Here is a 23,422-nt window from a genome sequence, read left to right on the forward strand (position 1 = left end):
ATGCAGCGAGCGCGCGGCCTAAAGTGCACGCAGAGCCCACGCGGAGACCCCGCAGGCCGCGCGCTCGCGTTACAGCACGTCAATCACTCTGCGCGCAACACGATCGTCGCGAGCGGCGGCAATACCAGTGAAGCGGAATGCGGCCAACCGTGGCTCGAGATTGCGTCGGTATGAATCAGCCCTCCATTGCCCATGTTCGAGCCGCCGTACACGCCGGCATCCGTATTCAGCACTTCCGCCCAGCGTCCGCTGCGCGGCATGCCGATGCGATAGCCGACGCGCGGCACCGGCGTCAGGTTGCAGACCACCACGAGTTCCTGGCCGGCGCCGTCGGTGCGCCGATAGGCGAACACGCTGTTGGAGCTGTCGTCGCCGATCAGCCAGCCGAAGCCGCCCGGCTCGCTGTCGAGCCGATACAGCGCGGGCTCCTTGCCGTACAGATGGTTCAGGTCGCGCACCAGCATCTGCACGCCGTGGTGGTTCGCGTCGTCGAGCAGATGCCAATGCGGCGACGTGTCGTGATCGAACTCCGCCATCTGGCCGAATTCGCCGCCCATGAACAGCAGCTTCTTGCCCGGATGCGTCCACATGAAACCGAAGTACGCACGCAGGTTGGCGAACTTCTGCCACGGGTCGCCCGGCATCTTGCCGAGCAGCGAGCCTTTGCCGTGCACCACTTCGTCGTGCGAAAGCGGCAGCACGAAGCGCTCCGAGTACGCGTACACCATGCCGAACGTCATGTTGTGATGATGGTATCGGCGATAGACCGGGTCTTCCTGCATGTAGTGCAGCGTGTCGTGCATCCAGCCCATGTTCCACTTGAACTGGAAGCCGAGGCCGCCGTCTTCGACGCGCGCCGTCACGCCCGGCCACGCGGTCGATTCCTCGGCAATCGTGATCGCGCCGGGCACGCCCGGCACATAGCCGACTTCATGATTCAGGCGCTTCAGGAACGCAATCGCTTCGAGGTTCTCGCGGCCGCCGTAAATGTTCGGCACCCACTCGCCGGCGGCGCGCGAGTAGTCGCGATACAGCATCGACGCGACCGCATCGACGCGCAAACCGTCGACGTGATAGCGCTTCAGCCACGCGAGGCCCGACGCGACCAGGAACGCACTCACCTCGTTGCGGCCGAGGTTGTAGATCATCGTGTTCCAGTCCTGGTGATAGCCTTCGCGCGGATCGGCGTGCTCGTAGAGCGGCGTGCCGTCGAAGTCGACCAGGCCGTGCGCGTCGTTCGGAAAGTGCGCGGGCACCCAGTCGAGAATCACGCCGAGTCCGGCTCCGTGCGCCTTGTCGACGAAGCGCGCGAACTGCTCGGGCCTGCCGAAGCGCGCCGACGGCGCGAACTGCCCGAGCGGCTGATAGCCCCACGAGCCGCCGAACGGGTGCTCCGCGATCGGCATGAACTCGATGTGCGTGAAGCCCATGCTCTTCGCGTACGGAACAAGCCGCTCGGCGAGCTCTTCCCAGTCGAGGCCGCGCTGACCTTCTTCGGCGATGCGCAGCCACGATTCCGCGTGCACTTCGTAGATCGAGATCGGCGCGCGCGCGGTCTGTTTGTCGGCGCGCGATTGAATCCAGTCGTGATCGGTCCACGGAAACTGCTCGACCTCGTCGACATGCGCGACCACCGACGCGGTGCCCGGCGGCTTTTCCGTCTGCATTGCGCACGGATCGGCCTTCAGCGGCAGCGGATGACCGTCGCGCGACAGCAGCTCGTATTTGTAGCGTGTGCCCGCGCCGACGCGGGGCACGAACAGTTCCCACACGCCGGCCTGATGGCGCAGCCGCATCGGATGACGGCGGCCGTCCCACGCGTTGAAGTCGCCGACCACCGACACGCGCCGCGCATTCGGCGCCCATACGGCGAAGCGCACGCCGGGCACGCCGTCCACTTCCATCGGCCGCGCGCCGAGGCATTCGAGCACCGCGTACGGGTCGCCGTTGGCGAGGCGGCCCAACGGCTCGTCGCCGAGCACGGGGCCGAACGAATAGGTGTCCTCGATTTCCTGCACCACGCCGTGCCAGTCGATCCGCAAGCGGTACGGCGCCGCCGTCGTGACGCGGCCGACAAACAGCCCTGGCCGCAACGGTTCGAGCGCACCGAGCGTGGCGCCGTCGGCGCGCGCGATCACGGTGACCTGCGCGGCGTTCGGCAACAGCGCGCGCACCACCGGGCCCGCGTCCGTGCGATGCAGCCCGAGCTGCGAGAACGGATCGGGGTGGCGCGCTTCGACGAGCGCGTCGATATCGAGTGGGTGGAGGCCTGCGGCCGGATCATGCTCACTCATAGTCGCCCTCGGCCGGATTAGGCGGGGTGGCGGCACCTGGCGCCTGGGTGGATGAATCCTGATGGACGGGCGTGCCGGTATCGCCGAGCAGACGGCTGGTGAGCGAGGCGAGCCCGCGCACCGGCAAGCTGAGCCACGTCGGACGGTTGGCCGCTTCGTAGCGGATCTCGTAAGCGGCCTTCTCGATCAGGAACAGATCGAGTAACGCCTGTTCGGCCTCGGGGGCCACCAGCGGGGTCGGCGCATCCGCGACCGCTGCGCGGTACTCGGCGAGGAAGGCGCCGGTGGCATGCGCGCGGAACCGGTCGAATAACGCACGCTTGCGATCGGCGGTTTGCTGCGGCGCGCTTTCCATCGTGGATTGCGCAGCTGCGCTGGCATACGACAACGAACGCATCAGACCGGCCACGTCGCGCAGCGGACTCGACTTCTGACGACGCTCTTCGAGCGAACGCGCCGGCTCGCCTTCGAAATCGATCAGATAGGCGTCGCCCTGCGCGACCAGCACCTGGCCGAGGTGGAAGTCGCCGTGAATGCGGATGCGCAATGCGCCCACGTCGGTGGTGACCAGCTTGTCGACGGCCGCGACGAGTCCGGCGCGACGGTCGATCAGGCTTTGCGCCAGGGCCTGGGTTTCCGGATCGCTCATCTGTTCGATGCGCGGCGCGAGCAGATCGAGCGCGCTGGCGAGCATCTTCTGCGTGCCGTCGACCCATGCCTTCACCTGTTTGGCGCTGGCCGGTTGCGGCGCGAACGCCGGGTCGTCGGTCGGCGACGCGAGCGCCACGTGCAACTCGCCGAGCCGCCTGCCGATGATGCCGGCCAACTCGCTGTAGCCTTCCATCAGAATCGCTTCGTTGTCGCGGTCCGGCGCCGACGGCGCTTCCGTATCGACGGCGATCGCGAGCTCGTCCACCGAGCGGCGCAGATAGTCGAGCGACCAGTTCCACGCATCGCCCTGGTTGTCGATATAGCCCTGCAGGATCGCGAGCGTATGCGGCACGCCTTCTGGATCGACGCGCACCACTTCGCCATACAGCGGCGCGGTGTTCGCATAGCCGAGCTGGGTCAGATAGCGGCTGATCTCCGCTTCCGGATGAATGCCGCTGACGAGCCGGCGCACCAGCTTCAGCACCGCGGCATCGGCGATGATCAGCGAGCTGTTGCTCTGCTCGGCCGCGAGCCAGCGAATCTCCGGCCGGTCGCCGAGGTTGTCCAGTTCGGCGAAACGTTCGGTCGGCAGGAATTTGATTTCGCTCTTCTGCACGGTCGGCACCACCGCGCGTTCGCGCAGCTTGCGCACTACGTTGTGGGCGAAGATCGGCAGCGAGAACGCGTCCGTCAGATGCCCGACGTTGCGGCCGCGCCGCACGCGCGCCAACGCGAGCTGCATGAACAGCGGCGTGGTGGTTTCGCCGCCCCACGTGATCGCGATCGGCACCACGTAGCGTTCGGTGTGGTTGCCCACGTCCGCTTCGATTTCGGTGAACGCGAAGCCACCGTTCGGAATCGTGGTCAACGCGGCGAGCCGCACCGCGTGCATCTTCTGATCCTTCGACGCGAACCAGCGGCGCCGGCTCAGCCACGAAGGCAGCACTTCCGATTCGAGCAGACGCACGTTCTCCGGCGTCGGGCCGACCTGGCCTTCGCGGATCACGATCGTGACGAATTCCGGCAGCGGCTCCGAATGCGCCTGCGCCCACGTCGGACGCTGACTGCCCTCACACAGCATGAACCACAGGAAGCCGTACGGCGGAAACGTCAGCAGATAAGTCAGTTGGCCGATCGCGGGGAACACGGAATCGGCGGTCATTTCGATCGGCACAGAACCGTTGAACTCGGACAGATCGAGTTCGACCGCTTGCGGCGCGCGCGACAGATTCGCCACGCAGAGGATCGGCGGCTCGCCCGGCGTCTCGCGCAGATACGCGAGAATCTTGCGGTTCTCCGGCTTCAGAAAGCGGATCGTGCCGCGCCCGAAGGTCTGCTTCGCGCGCCGCGTGGCGAGCATGCGCCGGGTCCAGTTCAGCAGCGAATGCGGATCGCGGCTTTGCGCTTCGACGTTGACCGCGTCGAAGCCGTACAGCGAACCCATCACCGGCGGCAGCACCAGCTGTTCGGGATCGGCGCGCGAGAAACCGCCATTGCGGTCCGACGACCACTGCATCGGCGTGCGCACGCCGTCGCGGTCGCCGAGGTGGATGTTGTCGCCCATGCCGAGTTCGTCGCCGTAGTAGATCACGGGCGTGCCGGGCATCGACAGCAGCAGCGAATTGATCAACTCGATGCGGCGGCGGTCGCGCTCCATCAGCGGCGCGAGGCGGCGGCGAATGCCGAGATTGAGCCGCGCGCGGCGGTCGCTCGCATAGGTATTCCACAGGTAGTCGCGTTCGGAATCGGTGACCATCTCGAGCGTCAGTTCGTCGTGATTACGCAGGAAAATCGCCCACTGGTTCGACTCGGCGAGGTCCGGCGTTTGCCGCATGATGTCGGTGATTGGAAAGCGGTCTTCGCTCGCGATCGACATGTAAATGCGCGGCATCAGCGGGAAGTGGAACGCCATGTGGCATTCGTCTTCTTCGCCGAAATATTCCTTCACGTCTTCCGGCCACTGGTTCGCTTCGGCGAGCAGCATCCGGTTCGGATACTCGGCGTCGATGGTCGCGCGGATCTTCTTCAGCACCGCATGCGTTTCCGGCAGGTTCTCGTTGTTGGTGCCTTCACGTTCGACCAGATACGGCACCGCGTCGAGCCGCAGCCCGTCGATGCCCATGTCGAGCCAGAAGCGCATCACCTGCAGCACCGCTTTCAGCACCGCCGGATTGTCGAAGTTCAGATCGGGCTGGTGCGAGTAGAAGCGGTGCCAGTAATAGGCGCCCGCAACCGGATCGTGGGTCCAGTTCGACGGCTCGGAGTCGATGAAGATGATGCGCGTTTCCTGGTACTTCTGATCGGTATCGGACCACACGTAGTAGTTGCGGTGGTTCGAACCCGGCTTCGCGCGGCGCGCGCGCTGAAACCACGGGTGCTGATCGGACGTGTGGTTGATCACCAGTTCGGTAATCACGCGGATGCCGCGCGCGTGCGCTTCCTGAATGAAGCGCTTCACGTCCGCGATCTGGCCGTAGTCGGGATGCACGCTGCGGTAGTCGGCGATGTCATAGCCGTCGTCGCGGCGGGGCGACGGATAGAACGGCAGCAGCCAGATCGCATTCACGCCGAGTTCGGCGATGTAGTCGAGCTTCGCGATCAGGCCGGGGAAGTCGCCGACGCCGTCGTTGTTCGCATCGAAGAACGACTTGATATGCACCTGATAGATGATGGCGTCTTTGTACCAGAGCGGATCGTCGCTCAGGGCCGCCGGCTTGCCGCGCCGATGCGAGCGTGCTTTGGCCGCGCTGCCCGTGGCTGCGTCGGTATGCGCCTGTGGCGTGGTTTGGGCTGGATCGTCACGCTTCATGTCGCACCTTCCGTAAAGGTTGGGTTGAAGGCGTCTGCATGATGGGCACGGTCGGAATCGCTGTCAGAGATGCTGTCCGCGTCATCCGGGCGCTCGGCGGGCAGGCCGCCGAGCGGCGCGATGCGCCAGATCGAGAACGGCTGCCCCGAGCCGAGTTGCACGTGCTGCCAGCGGCCGTGCCATTCGAAGCGCGCGCCGGTCATCTGATCGGTGACTTCCAGCGCGCCATGATCGTGCAGATGCCAGCGTTGGAAAGTGTCCCACGATAATTCGATATCCGCGCCCTGTTCGTTGAACGGGTCGAGGTTGATCGCGACGACGATCACATTGTCGCGCGCCTCGGTCGCTTTCTCGAACAGCAGGATGTGGTCGTTGTGCGCACTCAGGAAGGTCAGGCCGAGATGCGTTTGCAGCGCCGGGTTCGCACGGCGAATCCGGTTCAAGGCCGTGATCTCGCCGACGATGTTGCCGGGCCGGTGCCAGTCCCACGCGCGCAGCTGATACTTTTCGGAGTCGAGATATTCCTCGCTGTTGGGCAGCGCGGCGGCCTCGCAGAGTTCGAAACCGCTGTACACGCCCCACGAACCCGCCAGCGTCGACGCGAGCGCCGCGCGAATCAGAAAGCCCGTGCGTCCCTGCGATTGCAGATGGCGAGGGTTGATGTCCGGCGTATTGACGAAGAAGTTCGGCCGGTAGAAGTCACGCGCGCCGGTTTGGGTGAGTTCGGTCAGGTACTCGATGAAATCGTGCTTCGACTCGCGCCACGTGAAATACGTGTACGACTGCGAGAAGCCGATCTTGCCGAGCCGGTTCATCATGCGCGGACGCGTGAACGCTTCGGCGAGGAAGATCGTGTCGGGATAGCGCGCGCGCACGTCGGCGATCATCCATTCCCAGAACGGCAGCGGCTTGGTGTGCGGATTGTCGACGCGGAAAATGTGCACGCCCGCGTCGATCCAGAACAGGATCACGTCGCGCAGCGCGAGCCACAGGTCGGGCTTGGCATCGTGCGCGTAGAAGTCGGGGTTGACGATGTCCTGGTATTTTTTCGGCGGATTCTCCGCGTAACGCAAGGTGCCGTCCGGACGCCAGGCGAACCACGTCGGATGCTCCTTGAGCCACGGGTGATCCGGCGAGCACTGGATCGCGAAGTCGAGCGCGATTTCGAGGCCGTGCGCGTGCGCGGCGGCGAGCATCGCCTTGAAGTCGTCGAGCGTGCCCAGTTGCGGATGCACGGCTGTGTGTCCGCCTTCGGCCCCGCCGATCGCATACGGACTGCCGACATCGCCTGGCTGCGCGGTCAGCGTGTTGTTGCGGCCTTTGCGATTCGCGAGACCGATCGGATGAATCGGCGGGAAATACAGCACGTCGAAACCCATGTCGCGGATGCGCGGCAGCTTCGTCGTCACGTCGGCGAAGGTGCCGTGACGCGCTTCGTCGTCGCTCATCGAACGCGGGAAGATCTCGTACCAGCTCGCGAAGCGCGCGGCGGTGCGGTCCGCGTCGATCCTGTAGAGCACCGGGTCGCGGCTTAGGAAGGGCCGGTGGCGCGCGGCGGTCATCGCCTGCGCGGTGGTCGGCGCGAGAATCAGCGCGAGCTTCGTTTCGGCATCGGCCTTCGTGAAGAGCTTGACGATGTGTTCGAGCGGCTCGGTCACCGCGCCGTCCGCCGTTTCCACTTCGGCGAGCACCAGCGCGAACAGATGCGCGGCTTCGTCGAGTTCGATCTCGATGGTTTGGCCCGCCTTCAGCTTCTTCTGGATGTGCTCGACCAGCGACGCAAAGTCGTCGCGCCACGCGATCACGGTGAACTCGTGGCGGCCCAGCCGTTCGAGCGGAATGCGCGCGCTCCAGATGTCGAGGCCGGCGGGCTGCGCCGGGGTCATCGGCACTTCGTGCCAGGCGGTTTCGTCAGCGGCGCGCCAGAGGACCGCGGCGGCGATCTTGTCGTGACCTTCGGCGAAGATCGCAGCGCTGATTTCGGCGCGCTCGCCTACCGACCGCTTGGCCGGGAAGCGGCCGTTGTCGACCGAGGGCATGACGTTTTCGATTGCCACGCGCGGCGCTTCGATCGCTTCGAGCACGCTCTTGTGGCCGCTGCGTTTGCCGCTCGCCTTGTCGATGGGCGGCGCGAGACGAATCGGCTGCTCCGCCGCCGCGCGGAACAGGCGCACGGCGCCGGGGGCGAGCGTGAATGGCGTCAAGCCGGCGGGCGCGGCCTGGCTTGGCGCATCGAGCGGCACGAAGCGCGTGAAGTTGCCCGGCGCGCTCGCGAGGAAGCGCGCCGGATCGACGCGCAGCGGCGCGCCGAGTTCGGGATTGATGACGATCAGGATTGCTTCGGCGGCTTCGCGCAGGTCCGGGTGATCGGCGCGCAGCAACACCGCCGCGGGTGCGCCGGGCCCGCTCAGCGGGCGTAACTCACCATTGGCGTGCAGCGTCTTGCTATGGCGCGCGAGTTCGTTGGCGTGCGCGATCCGTTCGGTGAGATCGAATTTCTTCGCCTGGGCCGCGACGGCGAACTGCGAGGCGTCGCCGCGCGTTTGCGACATCGGCTCCGTGATGCCGTATTCGAAGCCCATCGGCATCATCCAGCCGGTGCCGAGCGCGGCCGACGTGAACAGCGCGCGCCGGTAAGCCCGTTCGACGATGGCAGCGTCGTGGACGTCGCTCAACTCGGCGGCGAGACGCGTGCCGTACGGCGCTTCGGGGAAGGCGACCGGCGCGCCGATGTGCGCGAGCGCGGCGTGCTCCTCGGCCATCCAGCTCGAACGGAAGTCCCACCAGCGCACCGACGAAAACACGCTGTCAAAGCCCGCGCCTGCGAGGCCGAGCAGATCGTCGCGGGCGAGGCCGGGCGTCGCGGCGAGGAAACGCACGTCGGGGTGCCTGGCGCGCACCGCGTCGCCGAGTTGCCGCCAGACGGCGGTCGGCACGCGATGCGGCGAATCGAACCGGAAGCCGCCGACGCCGGCATCGGCCAGCGCCAGCAACTGCTGCGTCCACCAGCCGGCCAGCGCGGCGCCGCTGCTGGGGTCGTTGAAATTGGCATACGCGACGTTGTCCTCGCGATGCACATGACGTGGATCGAGCCGCGCCTCTGCCGACTCCAATGGATGGAACCAGCCGGCATGTTCGGCGTATAGCGCGCCATCGGCGGCCATCCGGTCGATCACCAGATCGACCAGCAAGGTCAGGCCGTGTTGACGGGCGGCGTTCGCGAGCGTGCGGATCGCTTCGGGGGGCGGCTGCCTCGCCTCGAACACCGGATGCAGCCGGGCGTGGTTGCCGACCACCTGTCCGTGGCCAGCTCGCCCGGGCTCGAACAGGCTGCCGATCAGCGCGTGATCGAAGCCCAGCGCGGCCGCATGAGCGAACTGCGCAGGCCACGCATCGAGCGGCCCGACCAGGAGTGAATGGAAATAGTAAATCCGCGGCGCATATCCGTTTGGAGATTCCATCGGTCGTTTCCAGATTGGTCCTGCTGTGGTGTGGATGCAGTTCGCATGCGATCACAGCGCTCATTGGGCTTCCAGAGCCGGATACCGCGCGATTCATCAGCGAGGGCGCGTACTGGTCAATGTAGTGCAAAGATCGTCACGCCGCTGGCCAGTCGAGGGTGCTTTGACGCCAGGCGCCGTTCGCATGAGGCTGGTCAGAACTATCCGCAGGGTGCAGCAAACGGTGTGCCAGTTGGGCCTGGAGCGGATCGATCGAAGGGCGCGCGCCCTGAAGGACGGCGCGCCGGGAGGCTGGAGAGGGACCAAGCGCGGTGGCGCACGCCCCGCGTGTAAAACCGGCGGGCATCGTGGGGGTTTTACACGCGGCGCGTGACAGGCGGCGCGATGACCGCCAGAGACGAAGTTGCGGCGGGTTGGATTGTGTCAGCAGCGTTACGACCCAAGCAGGCCCGCGGCAATATTCACGCACAAGCCCAGCACGGCCACATTGAAGTAGAACGACAGAATCGATTGCGCGAGCGCGGCGCGGCGAATCGAACGCGAGCGCAGCACCACGTCGGACGTTTGCGAAGCCACCGCGATGGTGAACGAGAAATACATGAAGTCCCAGTAGTTCGGTTCGAGCTTGTGATCGGGAAATAACAGTGCGGTCTCTTTCGCATCGGTATCGTAGTAGAGCCGTGCGTAGTGCAGCGTGAAAATGGTCGGAATCAGAAACCATGCGCCAATCAGCGTGAGACCGGTCAGCAGGTAGTGCCATGCGCTCGACGCGCCGGCTGTCCCTTTCGCCGACGCAAGCTCTAGCACGATCGCGGCAACGCTTGCGATGGTCGCAAGACAGAGCACGAACAGCACGACGCCCGCGTTTTCATCGTCGCGCACGGCGTATTCGCGGACCCGATGTTCGTCGGCGGCGGCCATGTGCACCCAGATCATCAACAGGTAGCTCCAGACGGCGGCGTCCCAGCCGATCAGCGCGCGTCCCATCGGGCTCGTATGCGCGGGCACCACCAGCGCGACCACGATGCCGATGACGAGGCCGATCACCGTGCGTGGCCGATTGCGAAGAACCTGCGGATAGTATTTTATGAGCATGGAATCGGAAGTGAGGGCCGCCGGTGTCGCGGATTCTACTCGCGCTTCGGCGACCATTTGTCGAATGAGTCGGTCACAGGCTATAGTCTTTCGCAGCGGCCTTGCGCGCCGCTTTCAGTTGAAAGGCAACTGGCAGCCAGCAGGCCTGCCTCGCAGTGAGCGCCACGTCGTGTGCGCTTATCACAGCTTCCACGAGCATCTGGCGGAGCCAGGCAATCGCGTCGTGCCGTCGGCGGATCACAAGGACGCGCTCGGCATCCCGCAGCCCGAGATCTACTACTCGATCAACGACTACGTGAAGAAGAGCGCCGCCAATACGCACGAACTGTATGCGCAGATCGCGGCGCTGTTCGGCGGCACCGAGGTCTCGTTCGACGACAGCTTCGCGCCCAACAGTCACATCATGGGCACCACGATCATGGGCAGCGATCCGGCGGATTCGGTCGTGGATGCGGACTGCCGCACGCACAATCACTCGAATCTGTTCATTGCCAGCAGCGGCGTGATGCCGACCGCCGCCTCGGTGAATTGCACGCTGACGATCGCGGCCTTGTCGCTGAAACTGGCCGACAAGCTCAAGCGCGAAATCTGAGCCCTGAGCGGAGAGTCACAATGACGAAGAACACCTCTCGCGTGCCGCCGGAAGAGGCGCTCGTTCAGCGTGCGCGCCACCGCCGCTTCAGGGGCGCGACGCTGGCGGCGGCGTTTTCGCTGTTCGCGCTGTACGTCGCCTGGCATGAGGCGCACGGACCCGAAGCGCGCCCCGAAGACGAATTGCCGATCACGCGGGCCCGCGCCGACGCCGCATCGCAGCCGGCCAATGCCGCGGCGACGCCGGCCGCGGTGACCGGCAACGATCTGGTCAAGCGCGGCGAATACCTGACGCGCGCCGGTGATTGCGCGGCCTGCCACACGGCGGACAAGTCGCGTCCGTTCGCGGGCGGCCTGCCGATCGACACGCCGTTCGGCACTATCGTGACGCCGAACATCACACCTGACCCGGCCACCGGCATCGGCCGATGGAGCGACGCCGACTTTCTGCGTGCGATGCACGAAGGCATCGGCAAAGGCGGCGAGCGGCTTTACCCGGCGTTCCCGTATGCGGAGTACACGCGAGTCACCGAGCAGGACGTGCTGGCCATTCGTGCGTATCTGAACACGCTCACGCCGATCCACTACACGCCGCCGGCCAATAACCTGACATTCCCGTTCAACCAGCGTTGGCTGATGGCGTTCTGGAACCTGTTCAATTTCACCGAAGGCCGCTTCGTTCCCGATCCGAAGCACAGCGCCGAGTGGAATCGCGGCGCATATCTGGTGCAAGGCCTCGCCCATTGCGACGAGTGCCACACGCCGCGCAATTTCATGCAGGGCCTGAAGTCAAGCTCGCGCTTCTCCGGTGCGGTGCAGGCCGGCTGGCATGCGTTCAACATCACGCCGGACAAGATTAGCGGTGTGGGCGACTGGCGCAATGACGAACTGGTCGCGTATCTGGCGACCGGCGCAGCGGCGGGCCGCGCCAATGCCGCCGGCCCGATGGGCGAAGTGGTGGCCGACAGCACGCAGTATCTGACGCCGGTCGATCTGCGCTCGATCGTCACCTATCTGCGCTCGGTGCCGCCGATCAGCGGCGGCGAAACGCGCCCACGCCACCAATGGGGCAGTCCCGCCGCCGACGTCACCGCGCTGCGTGGCACCACGATCAGCGGAGTGAACGGCGCGCAGCTCTTCGTGGCCAATTGCGCGACCTGCCATAGCTGGACGGGCCAGGGTGTGGGGGCGAGCGCGCCGGGGGCGTATCCGTCGCTGATCCACAATTCGACGGTCGGCGCGAGCGATGCCAACAATCTGGCGATGGTGATCCTGCACGGCGTCAGTCGCACGACGACGCATGCGGACGTGCTGATGCCCGCATTCGGCAACCAGCTCACCAACGACCAGGTGGCCGCGATCACCAACTATGTCACCAGACAGTTCGGCAATCCGCAGTCGAGCGTGACGGTCGAGCAAGTCGCCAAGCTGCGCACGCAGCTACGCCCGTGGCAATAATGACCGCAAAGGCCGCGTGTTTCCGGCAAGGCATCCCGGAAACATGCCGTTTTTGCGTTGTTTTGCGTCATTTTTGCTTTCTCATTCGCCAGAATACGATCGGCACCGCGCATACGCGCTCGCGGATGCAGCATTATCATGAGTATATGGCTTCCGTACTCGTCAACTCCGTCCAGCATCATGCAGCCAATGCGAGCGGCCGCGACTTCGTGGTCGGCGATCTGCACGGCTGCGTCGACGCATTGCGCTATCTGCTGCGCATGATCGCGTTCGACCCGGCGCGCGACCGGCTCTTTTCGGTCGGCGATCTGGTCGATCGCGGCGAACATTCCGAGCAGGCTCTGGCGCTGCTCGACAAGCCGTGGTTCTTCGCCGTGCTCGGCAATCACGAAGACACGCTGTGCGCTGTCGCCGATGGGCGTTTGCGGCCTCAGTGGTGGTATGGAATCGGCGGCACGTGGGCGATGGGTCTGCCCGACGAACGCTTGCAACACTACGCGGAACATCTGCGGATGCTGCCGCTCGTGCGGGTGGTCGGCAGCGGAAAAGAGCGCTTCAATATTCTGCATGCCGAATTTTTCGGCACGGACGCCGATCTCGACGCGGGGAATTTTTCCGCCGAGACCCGCCAGCAATTGCTTTGGGGACGCGACCTGGCATTGGGCAACGGCGATCCGGCGCGGCAACGCGGACTTTCGCTGACCTATTGCGGCCATACGCCGATGCGTGACATCAAGCAGATCGGTTCGCAGGTGTTCATCGACACCGGCGCATTCGGGCCGGGCGGCAAGCTGACGATCGTGCAGCCTCAGGCATTGCTGCGCTGGTCGATCTCGGTCGACGAAGCGCGCGCCGAAGGGGCGGCGGCGCTGGCTTTGCCCTGAGCGCGTGCGCCGCCGGGACTGTCTGGCCCGTTCATCAGCCGACCTGGCTGAGTTCGAACACCATATCCACGCTCGTACCGTTCCAGTTGTATTCCAGATACGCCGCGTGATGGCAGTCGCGCAGCAGCGTGGTCCGGAACGCGGCGAGGCATTCGCCTTCGGCATCCCGCACCGACGGATAGACGACGCCCGGCGCACCCGCTTCGCGCACCGTGCGGCCGAGCGACTGCCCGGCCAGATAATCGTCCGGCGACAGCACGGAGAGATCGAGCGAAGCGTCGTTGCGCAGGTCGACCACGTTGCCTTGCGCCGCCACTGTGTAGAGACGCATCTGCTGGCGCATCGGCGGCTCGGCGGTTGCTTCGAGAAATTTTCCCGTGTGATAACGCGTTTCGGCAATCGCGGTGGCGCGCGAGCGCGCGCAATAGAACACGCCGTAGGTGCCGTCGGAGAAGCGGCTGCCGAGCGGATTCAGATGCGTCAACGCGGCCATGATCGGTCCGTAGCCCGGGCCGAAGCGGCGCTCTTCGCGCGGCACCAGATCGAGCTCGCCGATTTCGGTGCGCAGCCGGTCGTTGGTCATCGCTTCGAGCGCGTACAGCGCGTCGAAATCTTCAGGGGAGGCGACCCGGTCGAACAGATTCACGGCGGGAAAGCGCGTCGGAATCACACGATACGCGGGCGACCAGTCGAGCGGCGCGGTGGGCCAGCGGTCCTGCCAATGCGGTTGTGTCACGCCCAGCCGCCTCGCATCGCGTCAAGATACTGGCGCACGGCCACGAGGTCGCTGATATTGCCCGCCAGCATGCGGTCCAGCGCGCGGCGGCCGCCGAACGGCGGCGCGCTGTTGGGGCGTTTGACCCAGGCGTCGGCGGCGCTCGGTTGCGGCAGCAGGATTTGCAACGCCTTGTAGATGCCGAGCAGCAGCGACAGGCGCTCGAGCGTGTCGCGCCCGAGACGGGCCGTTTCAGGCGCCTGCTTCCATTTGAAGAACGTAGAGCGGCCCGGCGAGCCGAGCAGCACGATCTGCTCGTCGGCGTTCAGGTCCCAGTCGCGCGCAATGTTGAAGAACGCGCGCAGACCCGCCGCGGTCATTTGCGTGAGCGTGGGTTCCGAAATGGGCCGGCGAATCGGCTCCTCGGGCGAGTTGAGGCGGGCAGCGTGGGCCATGAGCGGGTAAGTCCCTATATGTACTTAAAATTAATATTAGTCTAAATATGGATTTTTGCAAGAGAATATAATCCCGGCTCGTCATGCAGTCGAAGATCAGGAGAAGCAGGAGATGTGGGTTCGAGCAGTAGCAGCGGCGCTTGCCATGTGGTGTGTGTCGGACGCAGCGATGGCTGCGGGTTATACGGAAGTCTGGAATCCGCCCGAGGCGAGCGGGCATGCCGCGAAGCCGCCGAAGAACAAGCAGGGTGCGGCCAGGGTTAAGGCGGGTGGCGGTTTGAAGGCCGGTTCGAAAGTCGCCTCGAAGGCTGGGTCAAAGGCAAAAGCCGGTTCAAAGCACATGGCGAGCGTCCAGCACGCGGCGCCGCAAGTGGCTTCGGCAGCCGGAGCGGGGCACGGCGACAAGCGGGCGGCGCATGGCAGCGTGAAGAAGGTGGCGGCCAAGGGGACGGCGAAGAGCGGCGCCAGGCTACCGGCCGCGGGCAAGCCCAAGGAGAAAGCTGTCGTGACGGTGCAGGCCGGAAAGTCGCACGCACAGCTCGCGCAGGCGAAGCCGGGTCAGGGTAAGGTCGTGCACGCCAACCTGGTTCAAAGCCGCACGGCTCATCCTCATGTGGTCAAGGTCGCGGCGAAAAACGGCGCGGCGAAACCGGCTGTGTCCCACATGAGTGCGCCGGCCATGTCCGCAAACGTTAGCGCGGGCCCGGCGGACGCAGCCACCAATCCGGCGACCGCCAGCAGCGGTTCGCTGCCGCCGATCATCCACTGATCCCGACTCACGCCGCGCGTTTGCGTCTGGGTTTGCCGCCGGGCGGCCCCAACGCCGTGCGGCCAAGCTCGACGCGTTTGCCGCCTCCCGCTGTTTCCGTGCGGCGTCACGCGACTTTGCGCGGTCGACCGCCTTTCTTGCCGTTCTCGCGTGCAGCCGCCGACTTCGCCTCCGATTTGACGCTGCCGCCGCTGCGGCCGATATCGCGCATCCACGCTTTGGAGCCGAATACGCCGTCGATCAGGCCGTGGACCGATACCACCACGTCGAGCGCCGGAAACACAAGCGCCGAACCGAGGCCGAAAATCTGGATCTCGCGCAGATCCGCTGGCGCAGCGTTGTGCAAACCCTCGATATAGGCGACTGGCACCAGCAGCGAAATGCCGTTGGTCAGCGTGATTTCGAGGCGTTTCGTCCGCGATTTATAGCATGCGCTACGCGCGGCGGGACGTTTGGCGGTTTCGGCGCCACGTTGCTGCGCAAGCCGCCATTCTTCGCTGCTGTTCATGAGTGGATTCCTTTCCAGGCGGAGCACAGGAACGGCACCATTTCGTTAATACGTTTCGCCAGCCGACGCGCTTCGCGTTCTGAGTACCCTCGAACCTCACGGAGTGTCACCGGGCCCCTTGGGACAATTCAAGATAAAGATCAGCTCACCATCCGGACCGAGAACATGAACATGAGGCGGTGCATGATCGTGAGGGTAGATCACCACGATCAGCCCGTCGATTCGGGCAATGATGGGCATAGCCACGATTATATACCGTAGCCGCTTGGGTTATTGGGATGGTGCGCCCGAATACCTCAAGCGCTTGCCAACCCATTCGCCACCAACCGCAACGTCTCCACCGACCGCGGATCCCGCACCCGCGAATGCAGCGTCACGCGCGATTCCGGCAGCGTCGGCAGACCCAGCCGCGCGCCGACGTCGAGCAAGCCGCGCGGCGCCACTCTGCGCGCCAGCGGCGATACCGCCAGACCTGCCGCCACCGCTGCGCCGACCGCCGCCACGCCGCCGCCGACGAACACCTCCTGCCACGCAACCCCCGCCTCCGTCAGCGCGCGCAACGCCACGTCGCGTACGTTGCACGGCGGACTCAGCAGTGCCAGCGCCAATGGTTCGCCAACCCTCGGCAGCCACGCCGGCGTCGCGAGCCAGCCGAGCGGTTCGCTGAACAGCACTTGCGCGTCGTCGCGCGGCGGTTCGTCGGCGCCGTAACGGACGATCGCCGCGTCGAGCCGGCGTTCGTCGAATTGCGCGAGCAGCGCCGCCGATGTCCCCATGTGCAATTCGACCACCAGACCGGGGTCGTGCGCATTGAGCCGGCCGAGCAGCAGCGGCAAATCGGGCCCCGCGACGTGCTCGCTGAGCCCCAGCACGAGCCGCCGGCGCTCCACCGACAGTGAACCCAGCGCGCGCTCATGCGCGTTCAACAACTCGCGTGCGGCGCTGAGAAACGCGTTGCCGTCGGCGGAAAGACGCACGACGCGCGGTGTGCGCTCCAGCAACTGCTTGCCCAGATGCGCTTCCAGCCGCTTGAGCTTCAGACTGACAGCCGATTGCGTGGTGTCGAGCGCGTCCGCCGCACGCGTGAAACTGTGCAGATCGGCGACCAGAACGAACGCTCGCACCGCATCGAGATCGAGGACTTTCATTTTCAATGGATATAGATGAAATAGCCGATGATGTCTGTTTATTATGACTGAGCCCGCCTAAGCTGTGTTTACCCAATCAACGCAAGCAAGGAGTTTCATCATGCCGCTCACCCGAATCGCATTGCGCGCCGGCAAGCCCTCCGAATACCGGAAGGCGCTGACGGAAAGCATCCAACGCTCGCTGGTGGAGACCTTCAACGTGCCGAAGGACGACATCTTCATGCTGATCACCGAGCACGAGGCCGGCAATTTCGTCTATGACAGGCAGTATCTGAACGTCGGGCGCAGCGACGATCTCGTGCTGATTCAGATCACGTTGAACAACACACGAACGCTCGACCAGAAGAAGACGTTGTATAAGCGGATGGCGGACGAACTGGCGAAGTCGCCGGGGCTGCGTCGAGAAGATGTGTTCATTAGTCTCGTCGAGGTGGAGAAGGAGAACTGGTCGTTCGGCAACGGGATTGCGCAGTACGCGGTTTGAAGGCCGCGCCGCGCGTCATGGCGGGCGAGTTCCACGCGAGGCAGGCGGCAGTGCCGCCTGCTGTTCGTTTCGCCCATTCGTGAAACTGTGAACGGAGCCCTGCTGGATACTGTGGTTCCGTTCCTCGGAGGCCGTTGCGATCTCGCCGACGATATCCGACACGCGGCGGATCGCTTCCTTGATGTCGGCCATCGCGTTCGCTGGCGCGCCACTGAGCGGATCGTTGCCAACGCGCGCGTCGGTATAATGATTCGCTGTCCTTGCCTGGACCTTCGACCGCTCTCCGCCATGACACCCGAACGCACCGATCCTCCCCACGAATCCCTCGAACTCGGCGGCTCCGTCTGGTTTCAGGCCGGCGCGCGGACGCTCGGCGGCGCGTCGCGGATCGCGCTGCTCGCGGCGATCGGCGAAACCGGCTCGATCACCAGCGCGGCGAAGGCCGTCGGCATGAGCTACAAAGGCGCGTGGGACGCCGTCGACACGATGAACAACCTCGCCGGCGAGCCGCTCGTCGTGCGCCTGACCGGCGGCAAAGGCGGTGGCGGCACCACGCTCACGCCGCGCGCGGTGAAGCTGATCGAAACGTTTCGCGCGGTCGAACGCGAGCACCGGCGTTTTCTCGAACGTGCGGGCGCGGCGATCGAAGGCTTCGCGACGGATTGGGATCTGATTGGCCGCATCGGCGTGAAGACCAGCGCGCGCAACCAGTTCTACGGCACGGTGTCGGCGATCACGCGCGGCACCGTCAACGACGAAGTCTCGCTGGCGCTGCCGGGCGGTCACACGATCGTCGCCGTGCTCACGCATGAGAGCACCGAGACGCTCGGCCTGGCCGACGGCGTGGCGGCGTTCGCGTTGATCAAGGCGTCGTGGGTCGTGCTGCTCGTCGAAGCCGCGAGCGGCACGCCGCCCAGGCTCTCGGCGCGCAATCAGTTGCGCGGCACCGTGCAGAGCGTGAAGCGCGGCGCGGTGAATGCCGAGGTGTCGCTGGTGCTCGACGGCGGCGCGGTCATCACGGCGGTCGTCACCAATGAAAGCGTCGATACGCTGGGCCTCGTGGAGGGCGCAAGCGCTGTCGCGGCGTTCAAGGCGTCGAGCGTGATTCTTGGCGTGAAGGATTGAGCGCGAGGAAGACGCAAGCGGTGCAAGCGGACGCCAGCGCCGCGCGCCTGAGTCAACGCATGCTGCGTTCGTAGCCGGCGAACGGCATGTCAGCGTGAACTCAAAAGCGTGTGCTGCGGCACCAGACGGCCCGCGAGCAACGGGATCACGACACACGTCACCGAGGTCACGAGCACGAGGAAATAGCGGTGCTGTCGTCGCCGGCCGGCACGGCTGAATACACCGCCACCGAGAGCGTTTGCATGCGACCCGGCAGGTTGCCCGCGATCATCAGCGTCGCGCCGAATTCGCTGAGCGCGCGCGAACGCCAGCAGCCCGCCGGCGAGAATGCCGCGCGCGGCGAGCGGCAGCGTCACGCGAAAGAACACTGCCGTCTCGCTGACGCCGAGCGTGCGCGCCGCCCGCTCGAGTTGCGGATCGACGGATTCGCACGCGGCGCGCGCCGATTTCAGCACGAGCGGGAAGGCCACGACCGTCGACGCGATCACCGCACCCTGCCAGGTGAACACCAACTGGATATCGAAGCGGTCGAGCCACGCGCCGATCACGCTGCGTCGACCGAGCAGCACGATCAGGTAGTAGCCGAGCACGGTGGGCGGCAGCAGGAGCGGCAGCATCAGCAGCGAATCGATCACGTCCCGCACGCCGGAGCGCCAGCGCGACAAACCGAAGCCCACCGCGACGCCGAACACCAGATTGAGCGCCGTGGCCCAGCCCGCGACTTTCAACGACAGCAGGAGCGGAATTACTCACGACGGCGATTGATTCACGCGCATGAGGTGCTTTGTGAAGCAGAAGGGCGGCGTTTCAGACGCGGGACGCGTGCGGCGGCGCGAGCGTGTTGAGCGTTTGCGACAGCGGTGCCGTCGCCGGGCGGACATCGCGCACCGCCTTCCATTTGGCGCGGATGAACGGCCTTTCATGACCGGACACTTTCAGCGCGATGTGCGTGACCCAGCGCTGGGTCGGCACGTGCACGCCGTGCATCAGCACGGCAAGAACCAGCATGCTAACGGCGACGGGCATTGCCGACAAACGGCCCGGCTCGGCATTCCACGCGATGCGCACGAACAGCAGCGCGGCCAATGCGCCCACCAGGCAGCCGGTGACGGCTTCAGACGGCGAGTGAGCGCTCAGTACGACGCGCGACAGTCCCACCGCAATACCCGCGGCCAGCCCAAGTACGACGCCGATCAGCCGAACGGCAGGGCGTGCGGGCAGCAGCATCAGGAACAAGGCGACCGGATAGACCGCGGTGGACAGCATCGCGTGGCCGCTGACGCCGGTGAAGTCGAGCTCCCGCACGCCGAAACCCCAGCCGAGGAATGCCAGCTTGGTCACGGTCACCACGCCGATGGCCGCGCCGAGCAGCAGCAGCCAGCCCGCCGCCATGCGCCACGTGTAGCCGAGCGCCAGCCACAGCGCAATCGCGAACGCGAGCGGCAGCGTCATGCCGGCCCCGCCGAGACTGGTGATCGAGTACCACAGATGGAGAGGTAAATCGGGCATGGCAGGAGTGCGACCCAGGCCGCGTAGAATCGGGTTGGTAAAGAAATCAACGCGCGAGCGGCGCGAAACGCCGACGCGGCGCAGGCCCGCACATCAAATGATTTAACCGCCAGTATAGACGGGTGTTGCACCCCGGTCTCACCGTGCGCGGCGCCTTTGGCCGCCAAACGTTAGGTGGCGAACAAGCATTGCAGCGCTTTGACGCCAAGGCGGCCCCAAGGTTCGCCGCGCGGACATTTCGGTCCTGGGTGCCATCCCAGGCCTCCTGCATCGCATGAGGATTGATGTTATTGTGCATTGCACAACGATGCGTCGTTCGAGGTTTTATCGAGCGGCCCCTGTCCCTTTTTGCGAGGTCATCCGCCGATGGCAAAAAGTCTATCGAAAATCTGGCTACGCGGTCTGAAGCGACTGTTTGCAATTCAAACCGAGCACGCTCAAAAGACCGCCAAACGCACCACGGCGAGGCCGACGCGGCCCGCTACCGACAAACCGTCGACCAAGGTTCGTCCAGTCAAGCCGGTGGCTGCGCTGCGCGTGCCCGCAAAGCGCGACGCGCCGCTTGCCGCCCCACGCGAGTCGCGGGTGCGTCCGCGCGCGTCGGCGTGGGCGAGCGGCGCGTGGACGCGCTCGTTCCATTCCGCGCCGGTCGCTCCCGGGCGGCTCGTCAATCATCTCCAATACGGTCTGTATATCCCGTCCGGCCATGCACTCGAGGCGATGCCGCTGGTCGTGATGCTGCACGGTTGCACCCAGTCGATCGATGAATTCGCTGAAGGCACGCGGATGAACGTGCTGGCGGACCGCTTCGGCTTTGCCGTGGTTTATCCGGAGCAGTCGAAACACGCGCATTCGCATCGCTGCTGGCACTGGTACGACGCTGGCGAAAGCGCCGGCGGGGCCGAGGCGCGCGCCGTGGTCTCCCTTGTGGATGCGCTGGTTGCGCAGCATGGGTTCGACGACGAGCGTGTGTATGTCGCCGGGATTTCCGCCGGTGCGGGCCTGACGGCGCTGCTGGCGGTCAAGCATCCGGAACATTTCGCGGCAGTCGCGCTGCACTCCGGCCCCGCTTTCGGCGAGGCCCGCTCGGGCATTACCGCGATGGACGTGATGCGCCGCGGCGCACGCCGCGAGCCGGCCGCGCTCGCCGACGAGATGACCGACGTGGCCAACTACCCCGGCATGCCGGCGATTGTCATCCACGGCGATGCCGATCACGTGGTCGCGCCGGTCAATGCGGACCAACTGGCGGAGCAATTCCTTCGCCTGAACCGGATCGTCGACGCGAACGGCGCCCGCAAATCCGGCGAAGTGCGCGAAGACCGCAAGGGCGGCGTGGTGACGCGCGACTACGTGCGCGGCGGACGGCGCGTAGTGCGGCTATGCCGTGTGCAAGGGCTCGCCCACGCCTGGAGCGGTGGCGACGACGCCGTGCCGTTCCATTCGGCCAAAGGCCCGGACGCAAGCGCCATGGTGTGGGAATTTTTCAAGCATCAACGCCGCACAAGCACCGGCCGGATCGCGGAAAGTGCCGTCACAGCGGCCTCATCGGCCGGACGGTGACGTTGAAACAACAGTTCGAAATGAGCAGTGGCGCAATCCTAGGGTTTTCCCTATAATAAGGGTTATCCCTTAGGAGCTAACTCCTAAAACTCATTGTCGAGGTTGACCATGTACCTGCTTAGCCGCCTGTTCCTGTTTTTGACCAAATCGCCCGACCAACTCGCGAAAGAACGCGCGGATGCCTATCTGGCCGAGGCTACCGATCTGTACGATCTCGAGTTCCGCATGCGCAAGCTGGACCGTGATGTGAACGTCCGCCAACCGTCGTGGATGAGCCAGCACTAAGCTGAGCAAATTAAAGCATCGGCACGTAGTGAAACGCCGGTGTTCGGGGCTAGCCGCCCAAGCTGTCAGCCACGCTCAGCCATCCTGACGCACGTTCAGAAAGCCGGATTCAATTGCCTCAGCGTGTAATTCAACACTGCGGCGAACGCCACCCAGGCGACATACGGCACCAGCAGTATCCCTGCCCAGCGGTCCCGCCGCCAGAATACAAACGTCAGCGCGACGATCAAAACCAGCAGGATCACGATATCGGCCAGCGCTAAAGCTGGTCGATGCAGGCCGAAAAACAGCCACATCCACGCTGCGTTGAACAGCAACTGAACCACCCACAAGACGATCGCCGTACTCGCGCCGTCGCGTTTCCACACGCGCCAGACGGAAATCGCCATCAGCACGTAAAGCACTGTCCAGGCCGGCGGGAATACCCAGTTCGGCGGATTGAACGCAGGCTTTTGCAGCCCTGCGAACGGCGTGAACACCGTGAACGGCTTGCTTTGGCCGGTCAACACCTCGGCGCGCTCGAAAATCACCTGGTCCTTGAACGTCAGCCACTGGCGTCCGGCTTCGGCGAGACGCTCACGCACGCACTCGTCGCGCTCGATCGCGACCGGCTCGTAATCGTGATTCGCGAATACCGCATCGACGCGGAGTTCGTTGGCGAGTTTGGGCACGAGGTCGGCCGGATTGCCGTACAGCACGATCAGGCCGCCGCCGTTCGCGCGCAACGCGTCATCCAGTTCGCGCAGCGCCGCGAGAATGAACTCGATGCGGCGGTCCTGCGCCTGCGTATCTGGATGACGAGTCTGCCAGACCGTCGACGAGCGGCTGCAGGATTGTCGTATCGAACACGAAAGCGCACCAGACGCGCTCGCAATGCTTGAGCGCGTAGTAGAGGGCGGCGTTGTCCGCATTGCGCAGGTCGCGGCGGAACCAGACCAGACCGGTGTCGAAGGAGTCGTTCAGTTGTCGGACGCGTGTCATCGGGACCGTCGGTCAGAGCGAGGGGACGCGCTATGTGCTATTGCTGGCCGCAGCCGCAGCGGGCGGCACGGATCATAGCGCAGACTGCCTGCCCCGTCCGCAAAACGCAGCAATGCCCGCCCCTATTGTGCAGGGTGCGGGCGCAGTTCGCGGCGGCGCGGTGGTGCCACGCCGCTTCGACGATTCATTGACGCTTCATCGACGCCGCCGCTTACGCGACTTGCAGACGAACCGCGACGTTGTTGCGGGTGGCGTTCGAGTACGGGCAGACCTGATGCGCGGCATCGACCAGTTCCTTGGCGGTATCCGCCGGCAGACCCGGCAGCGAGATGCGCAGATCGATATCGAGTGCGAAGCCGCCTTTGTCGTTCGGACCGATGCCCACTTCGGCGGTGACTTGCGTGTCGGCCGGCAAAGTCTGCTTTTTCTGGCCAGCGACGAATTTCATCGCGCTCAGAAAACAGGCCGAGTAGCCGGCTGCGAACAGTTGTTCCGGATTCGTGCCGGCTGCACCGTTGCCGCCGAGTTCACGCGGCGCCGCGAGCTTGACGTCCAGCGCATTGTCCGACGACACAGCACGGCCGTCGCGGCCACCGGTACTCGTTGCGCTTGCTTTGTAGAGGATGTTCATGGTGCT

19 protein-coding genes and 3 pseudogenes are annotated in these 23,422 nt (G+C 65.2%); 8 read left to right on the forward strand and 14 right to left on the reverse strand.

From position 1 onward, the window contains the following. Nucleotides 1-83: 83 nt before the first annotated feature. The 4 genes from glgB to HV744_RS27290 all read right to left on the reverse strand — a co-directional run bounded on the left by glgB (nt 84) and on the right by HV744_RS27290 (nt 10,310). On the reverse strand, nt 84-2,294 hold the full coding sequence (glgB, locus tag HV744_RS27275; RefSeq protein WP_175152480.1) for a 1,4-alpha-glucan branching protein GlgB: 2,211 nt from the start codon (nt 2,292-2,294) through the stop codon (nt 84-86). Then, nucleotides 2,287-5,754, reverse strand: a complete 3,468-nt coding sequence (treS, locus tag HV744_RS27280) for a maltose alpha-D-glucosyltransferase (protein ID WP_175152481.1) — start codon at nt 5,752-5,754, stop codon at nt 2,287-2,289. The genes glgB and treS overlap by 8 nt, the downstream gene beginning before the upstream one ends. Then, complete coding sequence (locus HV744_RS27285; protein ID WP_175152482.1) at nt 5,751-9,215, reverse strand: maltotransferase domain-containing protein; 3,465 nt, start codon at nt 9,213-9,215, stop codon at nt 5,751-5,753. The genes treS and HV744_RS27285 overlap by 4 nt, the downstream gene beginning before the upstream one ends. Nucleotides 9,216-9,647: 432 nt before the next feature. Then, nucleotides 9,648-10,310 carry a DUF1345 domain-containing protein gene (locus HV744_RS27290; protein ID WP_175152483.1) on the reverse strand — a complete coding sequence of 221 codons (663 nt, stop codon included), beginning with the start codon at nt 10,308-10,310 and terminating at the stop codon, nt 9,648-9,650. A gap of 181 nt (nt 10,311-10,491) precedes the next feature. Between HV744_RS27290 and HV744_RS27295 the strand changes: the two are divergent. The 3 genes and pseudogenes from HV744_RS27295 to HV744_RS27305 all read left to right on the forward strand — a co-directional run. After that, nucleotides 10,492-10,902: pseudogene (locus tag HV744_RS27295) on the forward strand (GMC oxidoreductase); the annotation flags it as partial. 20 nt (nt 10,903-10,922) lie between these two features. After that, entirely contained in the window at nt 10,923-12,359 is a 1,437-nt protein-coding gene (locus tag HV744_RS27300; RefSeq protein ID WP_175152484.1) for a cytochrome c, read from the forward strand. A gap of 146 nt (nt 12,360-12,505) precedes the next feature. Further along, a complete protein-coding gene (locus HV744_RS27305; protein WP_246279216.1) occupies nt 12,506-13,243 on the forward strand; it encodes a metallophosphoesterase in 738 nt (245 codons plus the stop codon). Between the two features lie 34 nt (nt 13,244-13,277). Here the strand turns inward: HV744_RS27305 and HV744_RS27310 are convergent, their stop codons facing one another. Both HV744_RS27310 and HV744_RS27315 read right to left on the reverse strand, forming a co-directional pair. Beyond that, on the reverse strand, nt 13,278-13,979 hold the full coding sequence (locus tag HV744_RS27310; protein WP_175152486.1) for an RES family NAD+ phosphorylase: 702 nt from the start codon (nt 13,977-13,979) through the stop codon (nt 13,278-13,280). After that, complete coding sequence (locus tag HV744_RS27315; RefSeq protein ID WP_343056466.1) at nt 13,976-14,338, reverse strand: MbcA/ParS/Xre antitoxin family protein; 363 nt, start codon at nt 14,336-14,338, stop codon at nt 13,976-13,978. Before HV744_RS27315 ends, HV744_RS27310 begins: the two co-directional genes overlap by 4 nt. A gap of 187 nt (nt 14,339-14,525) precedes the next feature. Here HV744_RS27315 and HV744_RS27320 point away from each other — a divergent pair, with 187 nt between their 5' ends. After that, nucleotides 14,526-15,182: a hypothetical protein gene (locus HV744_RS27320; RefSeq protein ID WP_175152488.1), complete on the forward strand. Its 657-nt coding sequence runs from the start codon at nt 14,526-14,528 to the stop codon at nt 15,180-15,182. 106 nt (nt 15,183-15,288) lie between these two features. Here the strand turns inward: HV744_RS27320 and HV744_RS27325 are convergent, their stop codons facing one another. Then, the gene (locus HV744_RS27325; RefSeq protein ID WP_175152489.1) at nt 15,289-15,690 is read right to left on the reverse strand and encodes a DUF2442 domain-containing protein; all 402 of its coding nucleotides are present in this window, start codon (nt 15,688-15,690) and stop codon (nt 15,289-15,291) included. A gap of 296 nt (nt 15,691-15,986) precedes the next feature. Next, a complete protein-coding gene (locus HV744_RS27330; protein WP_175152490.1) occupies nt 15,987-16,838 on the reverse strand; it encodes a LysR family transcriptional regulator in 852 nt (283 codons plus the stop codon). Nucleotides 16,839-16,938: 100 nt separating this feature from the next. Between HV744_RS27330 and HV744_RS27335 the strand changes: the two genes are divergently transcribed. Further along, complete coding sequence (locus tag HV744_RS27335; RefSeq protein ID WP_175152491.1) at nt 16,939-17,322, forward strand: tautomerase family protein; 384 nt, start codon at nt 16,939-16,941, stop codon at nt 17,320-17,322. 15 nt (nt 17,323-17,337) lie between these two features. Here the strand turns inward: HV744_RS27335 and HV744_RS27340 are convergent, their stop codons facing one another. Next, nucleotides 17,338-17,514 (reverse strand): hypothetical protein, encoded by a 177-nt coding sequence (locus HV744_RS27340; protein ID WP_175152454.1) that lies wholly within the window; start codon nt 17,512-17,514, stop codon nt 17,338-17,340. Between the two features lie 96 nt (nt 17,515-17,610). Here HV744_RS27340 and HV744_RS27345 point away from each other — a divergent pair, with 96 nt between their 5' ends. Further along, a complete protein-coding gene (locus HV744_RS27345) occupies nt 17,611-18,447 on the forward strand; it encodes a TOBE domain-containing protein (RefSeq protein WP_175152492.1) in 837 nt (278 codons plus the stop codon). A gap of 89 nt (nt 18,448-18,536) precedes the next feature. On the opposite strand, the pseudogene modB reads toward HV744_RS27345, so the two are convergent. Beyond that, nucleotides 18,537-19,193: pseudogene (modB, locus tag HV744_RS27350) on the reverse strand (molybdate ABC transporter permease subunit). A gap of 61 nt (nt 19,194-19,254) precedes the next feature. Further along, complete coding sequence (locus HV744_RS27355) at nt 19,255-19,956, reverse strand: phosphatase PAP2 family protein (RefSeq protein WP_175152493.1); 702 nt, start codon at nt 19,954-19,956, stop codon at nt 19,255-19,257. A gap of 366 nt (nt 19,957-20,322) precedes the next feature. Here HV744_RS27355 and HV744_RS27360 point away from each other — a divergent pair, with 366 nt between their 5' ends. Next, nucleotides 20,323-21,519, forward strand: a complete 1,197-nt coding sequence (locus HV744_RS27360; RefSeq protein ID WP_175152494.1) for an extracellular catalytic domain type 1 short-chain-length polyhydroxyalkanoate depolymerase — start codon at nt 20,323-20,325, stop codon at nt 21,517-21,519. Nucleotides 21,520-21,627: 108 nt separating this feature from the next. Next, complete coding sequence (locus HV744_RS27365) at nt 21,628-21,804, forward strand: DUF3563 family protein (protein WP_175152495.1); 177 nt, start codon at nt 21,628-21,630, stop codon at nt 21,802-21,804. 95 nt (nt 21,805-21,899) lie between these two features. On the opposite strand, the gene HV744_RS38310 is transcribed toward HV744_RS27365, so the two are convergent. The 3 genes and pseudogenes from HV744_RS38310 to HV744_RS27375 form a co-directional block, all read right to left on the reverse strand. Beyond that, nucleotides 21,900-22,283: a TspO/MBR family protein gene (locus tag HV744_RS38310; protein ID WP_343056468.1), complete on the reverse strand. Its 384-nt coding sequence runs from the start codon at nt 22,281-22,283 to the stop codon at nt 21,900-21,902. Beyond that, a pseudogene (locus HV744_RS38315) lies at nt 22,269-22,785 on the reverse strand (deoxyribodipyrimidine photo-lyase); the annotation flags it as partial. The pseudogene HV744_RS38315 and the gene HV744_RS38310, both read right to left, overlap by 15 nt. A 211-nt stretch (nt 22,786-22,996) precedes the next feature. Continuing rightward, nucleotides 22,997-23,416 carry an organic hydroperoxide resistance protein gene (locus tag HV744_RS27375; RefSeq protein WP_175152496.1) on the reverse strand — a complete coding sequence of 140 codons (420 nt, stop codon included), beginning with the start codon at nt 23,414-23,416 and terminating at the stop codon, nt 22,997-22,999. Nucleotides 23,417-23,422 lie beyond the last annotated feature (6 nt).

Source organism: Paraburkholderia ultramafica (genome assembly GCF_902859915.1).
GTDB lineage: Bacteria > Pseudomonadota > Gammaproteobacteria > Burkholderiales > Burkholderiaceae > Paraburkholderia > Paraburkholderia ultramafica.

Excerpts from the sequence above, each read along its gene's own strand:
- HV744_RS27365 (WP_175152495.1), top strand. The coding sequence starts at position 21,628 with ATGTACCTGCTTAGCCGCCTGTTCCTGTTTTTGACCAAATCGCCCGAC.
- HV744_RS27290 (WP_175152483.1), bottom strand. The coding sequence starts at position 10,310 with ATGCTCATAAAATACTATCCGCAGGTTCTTCGCAATCGGCCACGCACG.
- HV744_RS27325 (WP_175152489.1), bottom strand. The coding sequence starts at position 15,690 with ATGAACAGCAGCGAAGAATGGCGGCTTGCGCAGCAACGTGGCGCCGAA.
- HV744_RS27285 (WP_175152482.1), bottom strand. The coding sequence starts at position 9,215 with ATGGAATCTCCAAACGGATATGCGCCGCGGATTTACTATTTCCATTCA.
- HV744_RS27330 (WP_175152490.1), bottom strand. The coding sequence starts at position 16,838 with ATGAAAGTCCTCGATCTCGATGCGGTGCGAGCGTTCGTTCTGGTCGCC.
- HV744_RS27300 (WP_175152484.1), top strand. The coding sequence starts at position 10,923 with ATGACGAAGAACACCTCTCGCGTGCCGCCGGAAGAGGCGCTCGTTCAG.
- glgB (WP_175152480.1), bottom strand. The coding sequence starts at position 2,294 with ATGAGTGAGCATGATCCGGCCGCAGGCCTCCACCCACTCGATATCGAC.
- HV744_RS27315 (WP_343056466.1), bottom strand. The coding sequence starts at position 14,338 with ATGACCGCGGCGGGTCTGCGCGCGTTCTTCAACATTGCGCGCGACTGG.
- treS (WP_175152481.1), bottom strand. The coding sequence starts at position 5,754 with ATGAAGCGTGACGATCCAGCCCAAACCACGCCACAGGCGCATACCGAC.
- HV744_RS27345 (WP_175152492.1), top strand. The coding sequence starts at position 17,611 with ATGACACCCGAACGCACCGATCCTCCCCACGAATCCCTCGAACTCGGC.
- HV744_RS27320 (WP_175152488.1), top strand. The coding sequence starts at position 14,526 with ATGTGGGTTCGAGCAGTAGCAGCGGCGCTTGCCATGTGGTGTGTGTCG.
- HV744_RS27360 (WP_175152494.1), top strand. The coding sequence starts at position 20,323 with ATGGCAAAAAGTCTATCGAAAATCTGGCTACGCGGTCTGAAGCGACTG.
- HV744_RS27340 (WP_175152454.1), bottom strand. The coding sequence starts at position 17,514 with ATGGCCGACATCAAGGAAGCGATCCGCCGCGTGTCGGATATCGTCGGC.
- HV744_RS27335 (WP_175152491.1), top strand. The coding sequence starts at position 16,939 with ATGCCGCTCACCCGAATCGCATTGCGCGCCGGCAAGCCCTCCGAATAC.
- HV744_RS27305 (WP_246279216.1), top strand. The coding sequence starts at position 12,506 with ATGGCTTCCGTACTCGTCAACTCCGTCCAGCATCATGCAGCCAATGCG.
- HV744_RS27355 (WP_175152493.1), bottom strand. The coding sequence starts at position 19,956 with ATGCCCGATTTACCTCTCCATCTGTGGTACTCGATCACCAGTCTCGGC.
- HV744_RS27375 (WP_175152496.1), bottom strand. The coding sequence starts at position 23,416 with ATGAACATCCTCTACAAAGCAAGCGCAACGAGTACCGGTGGCCGCGAC.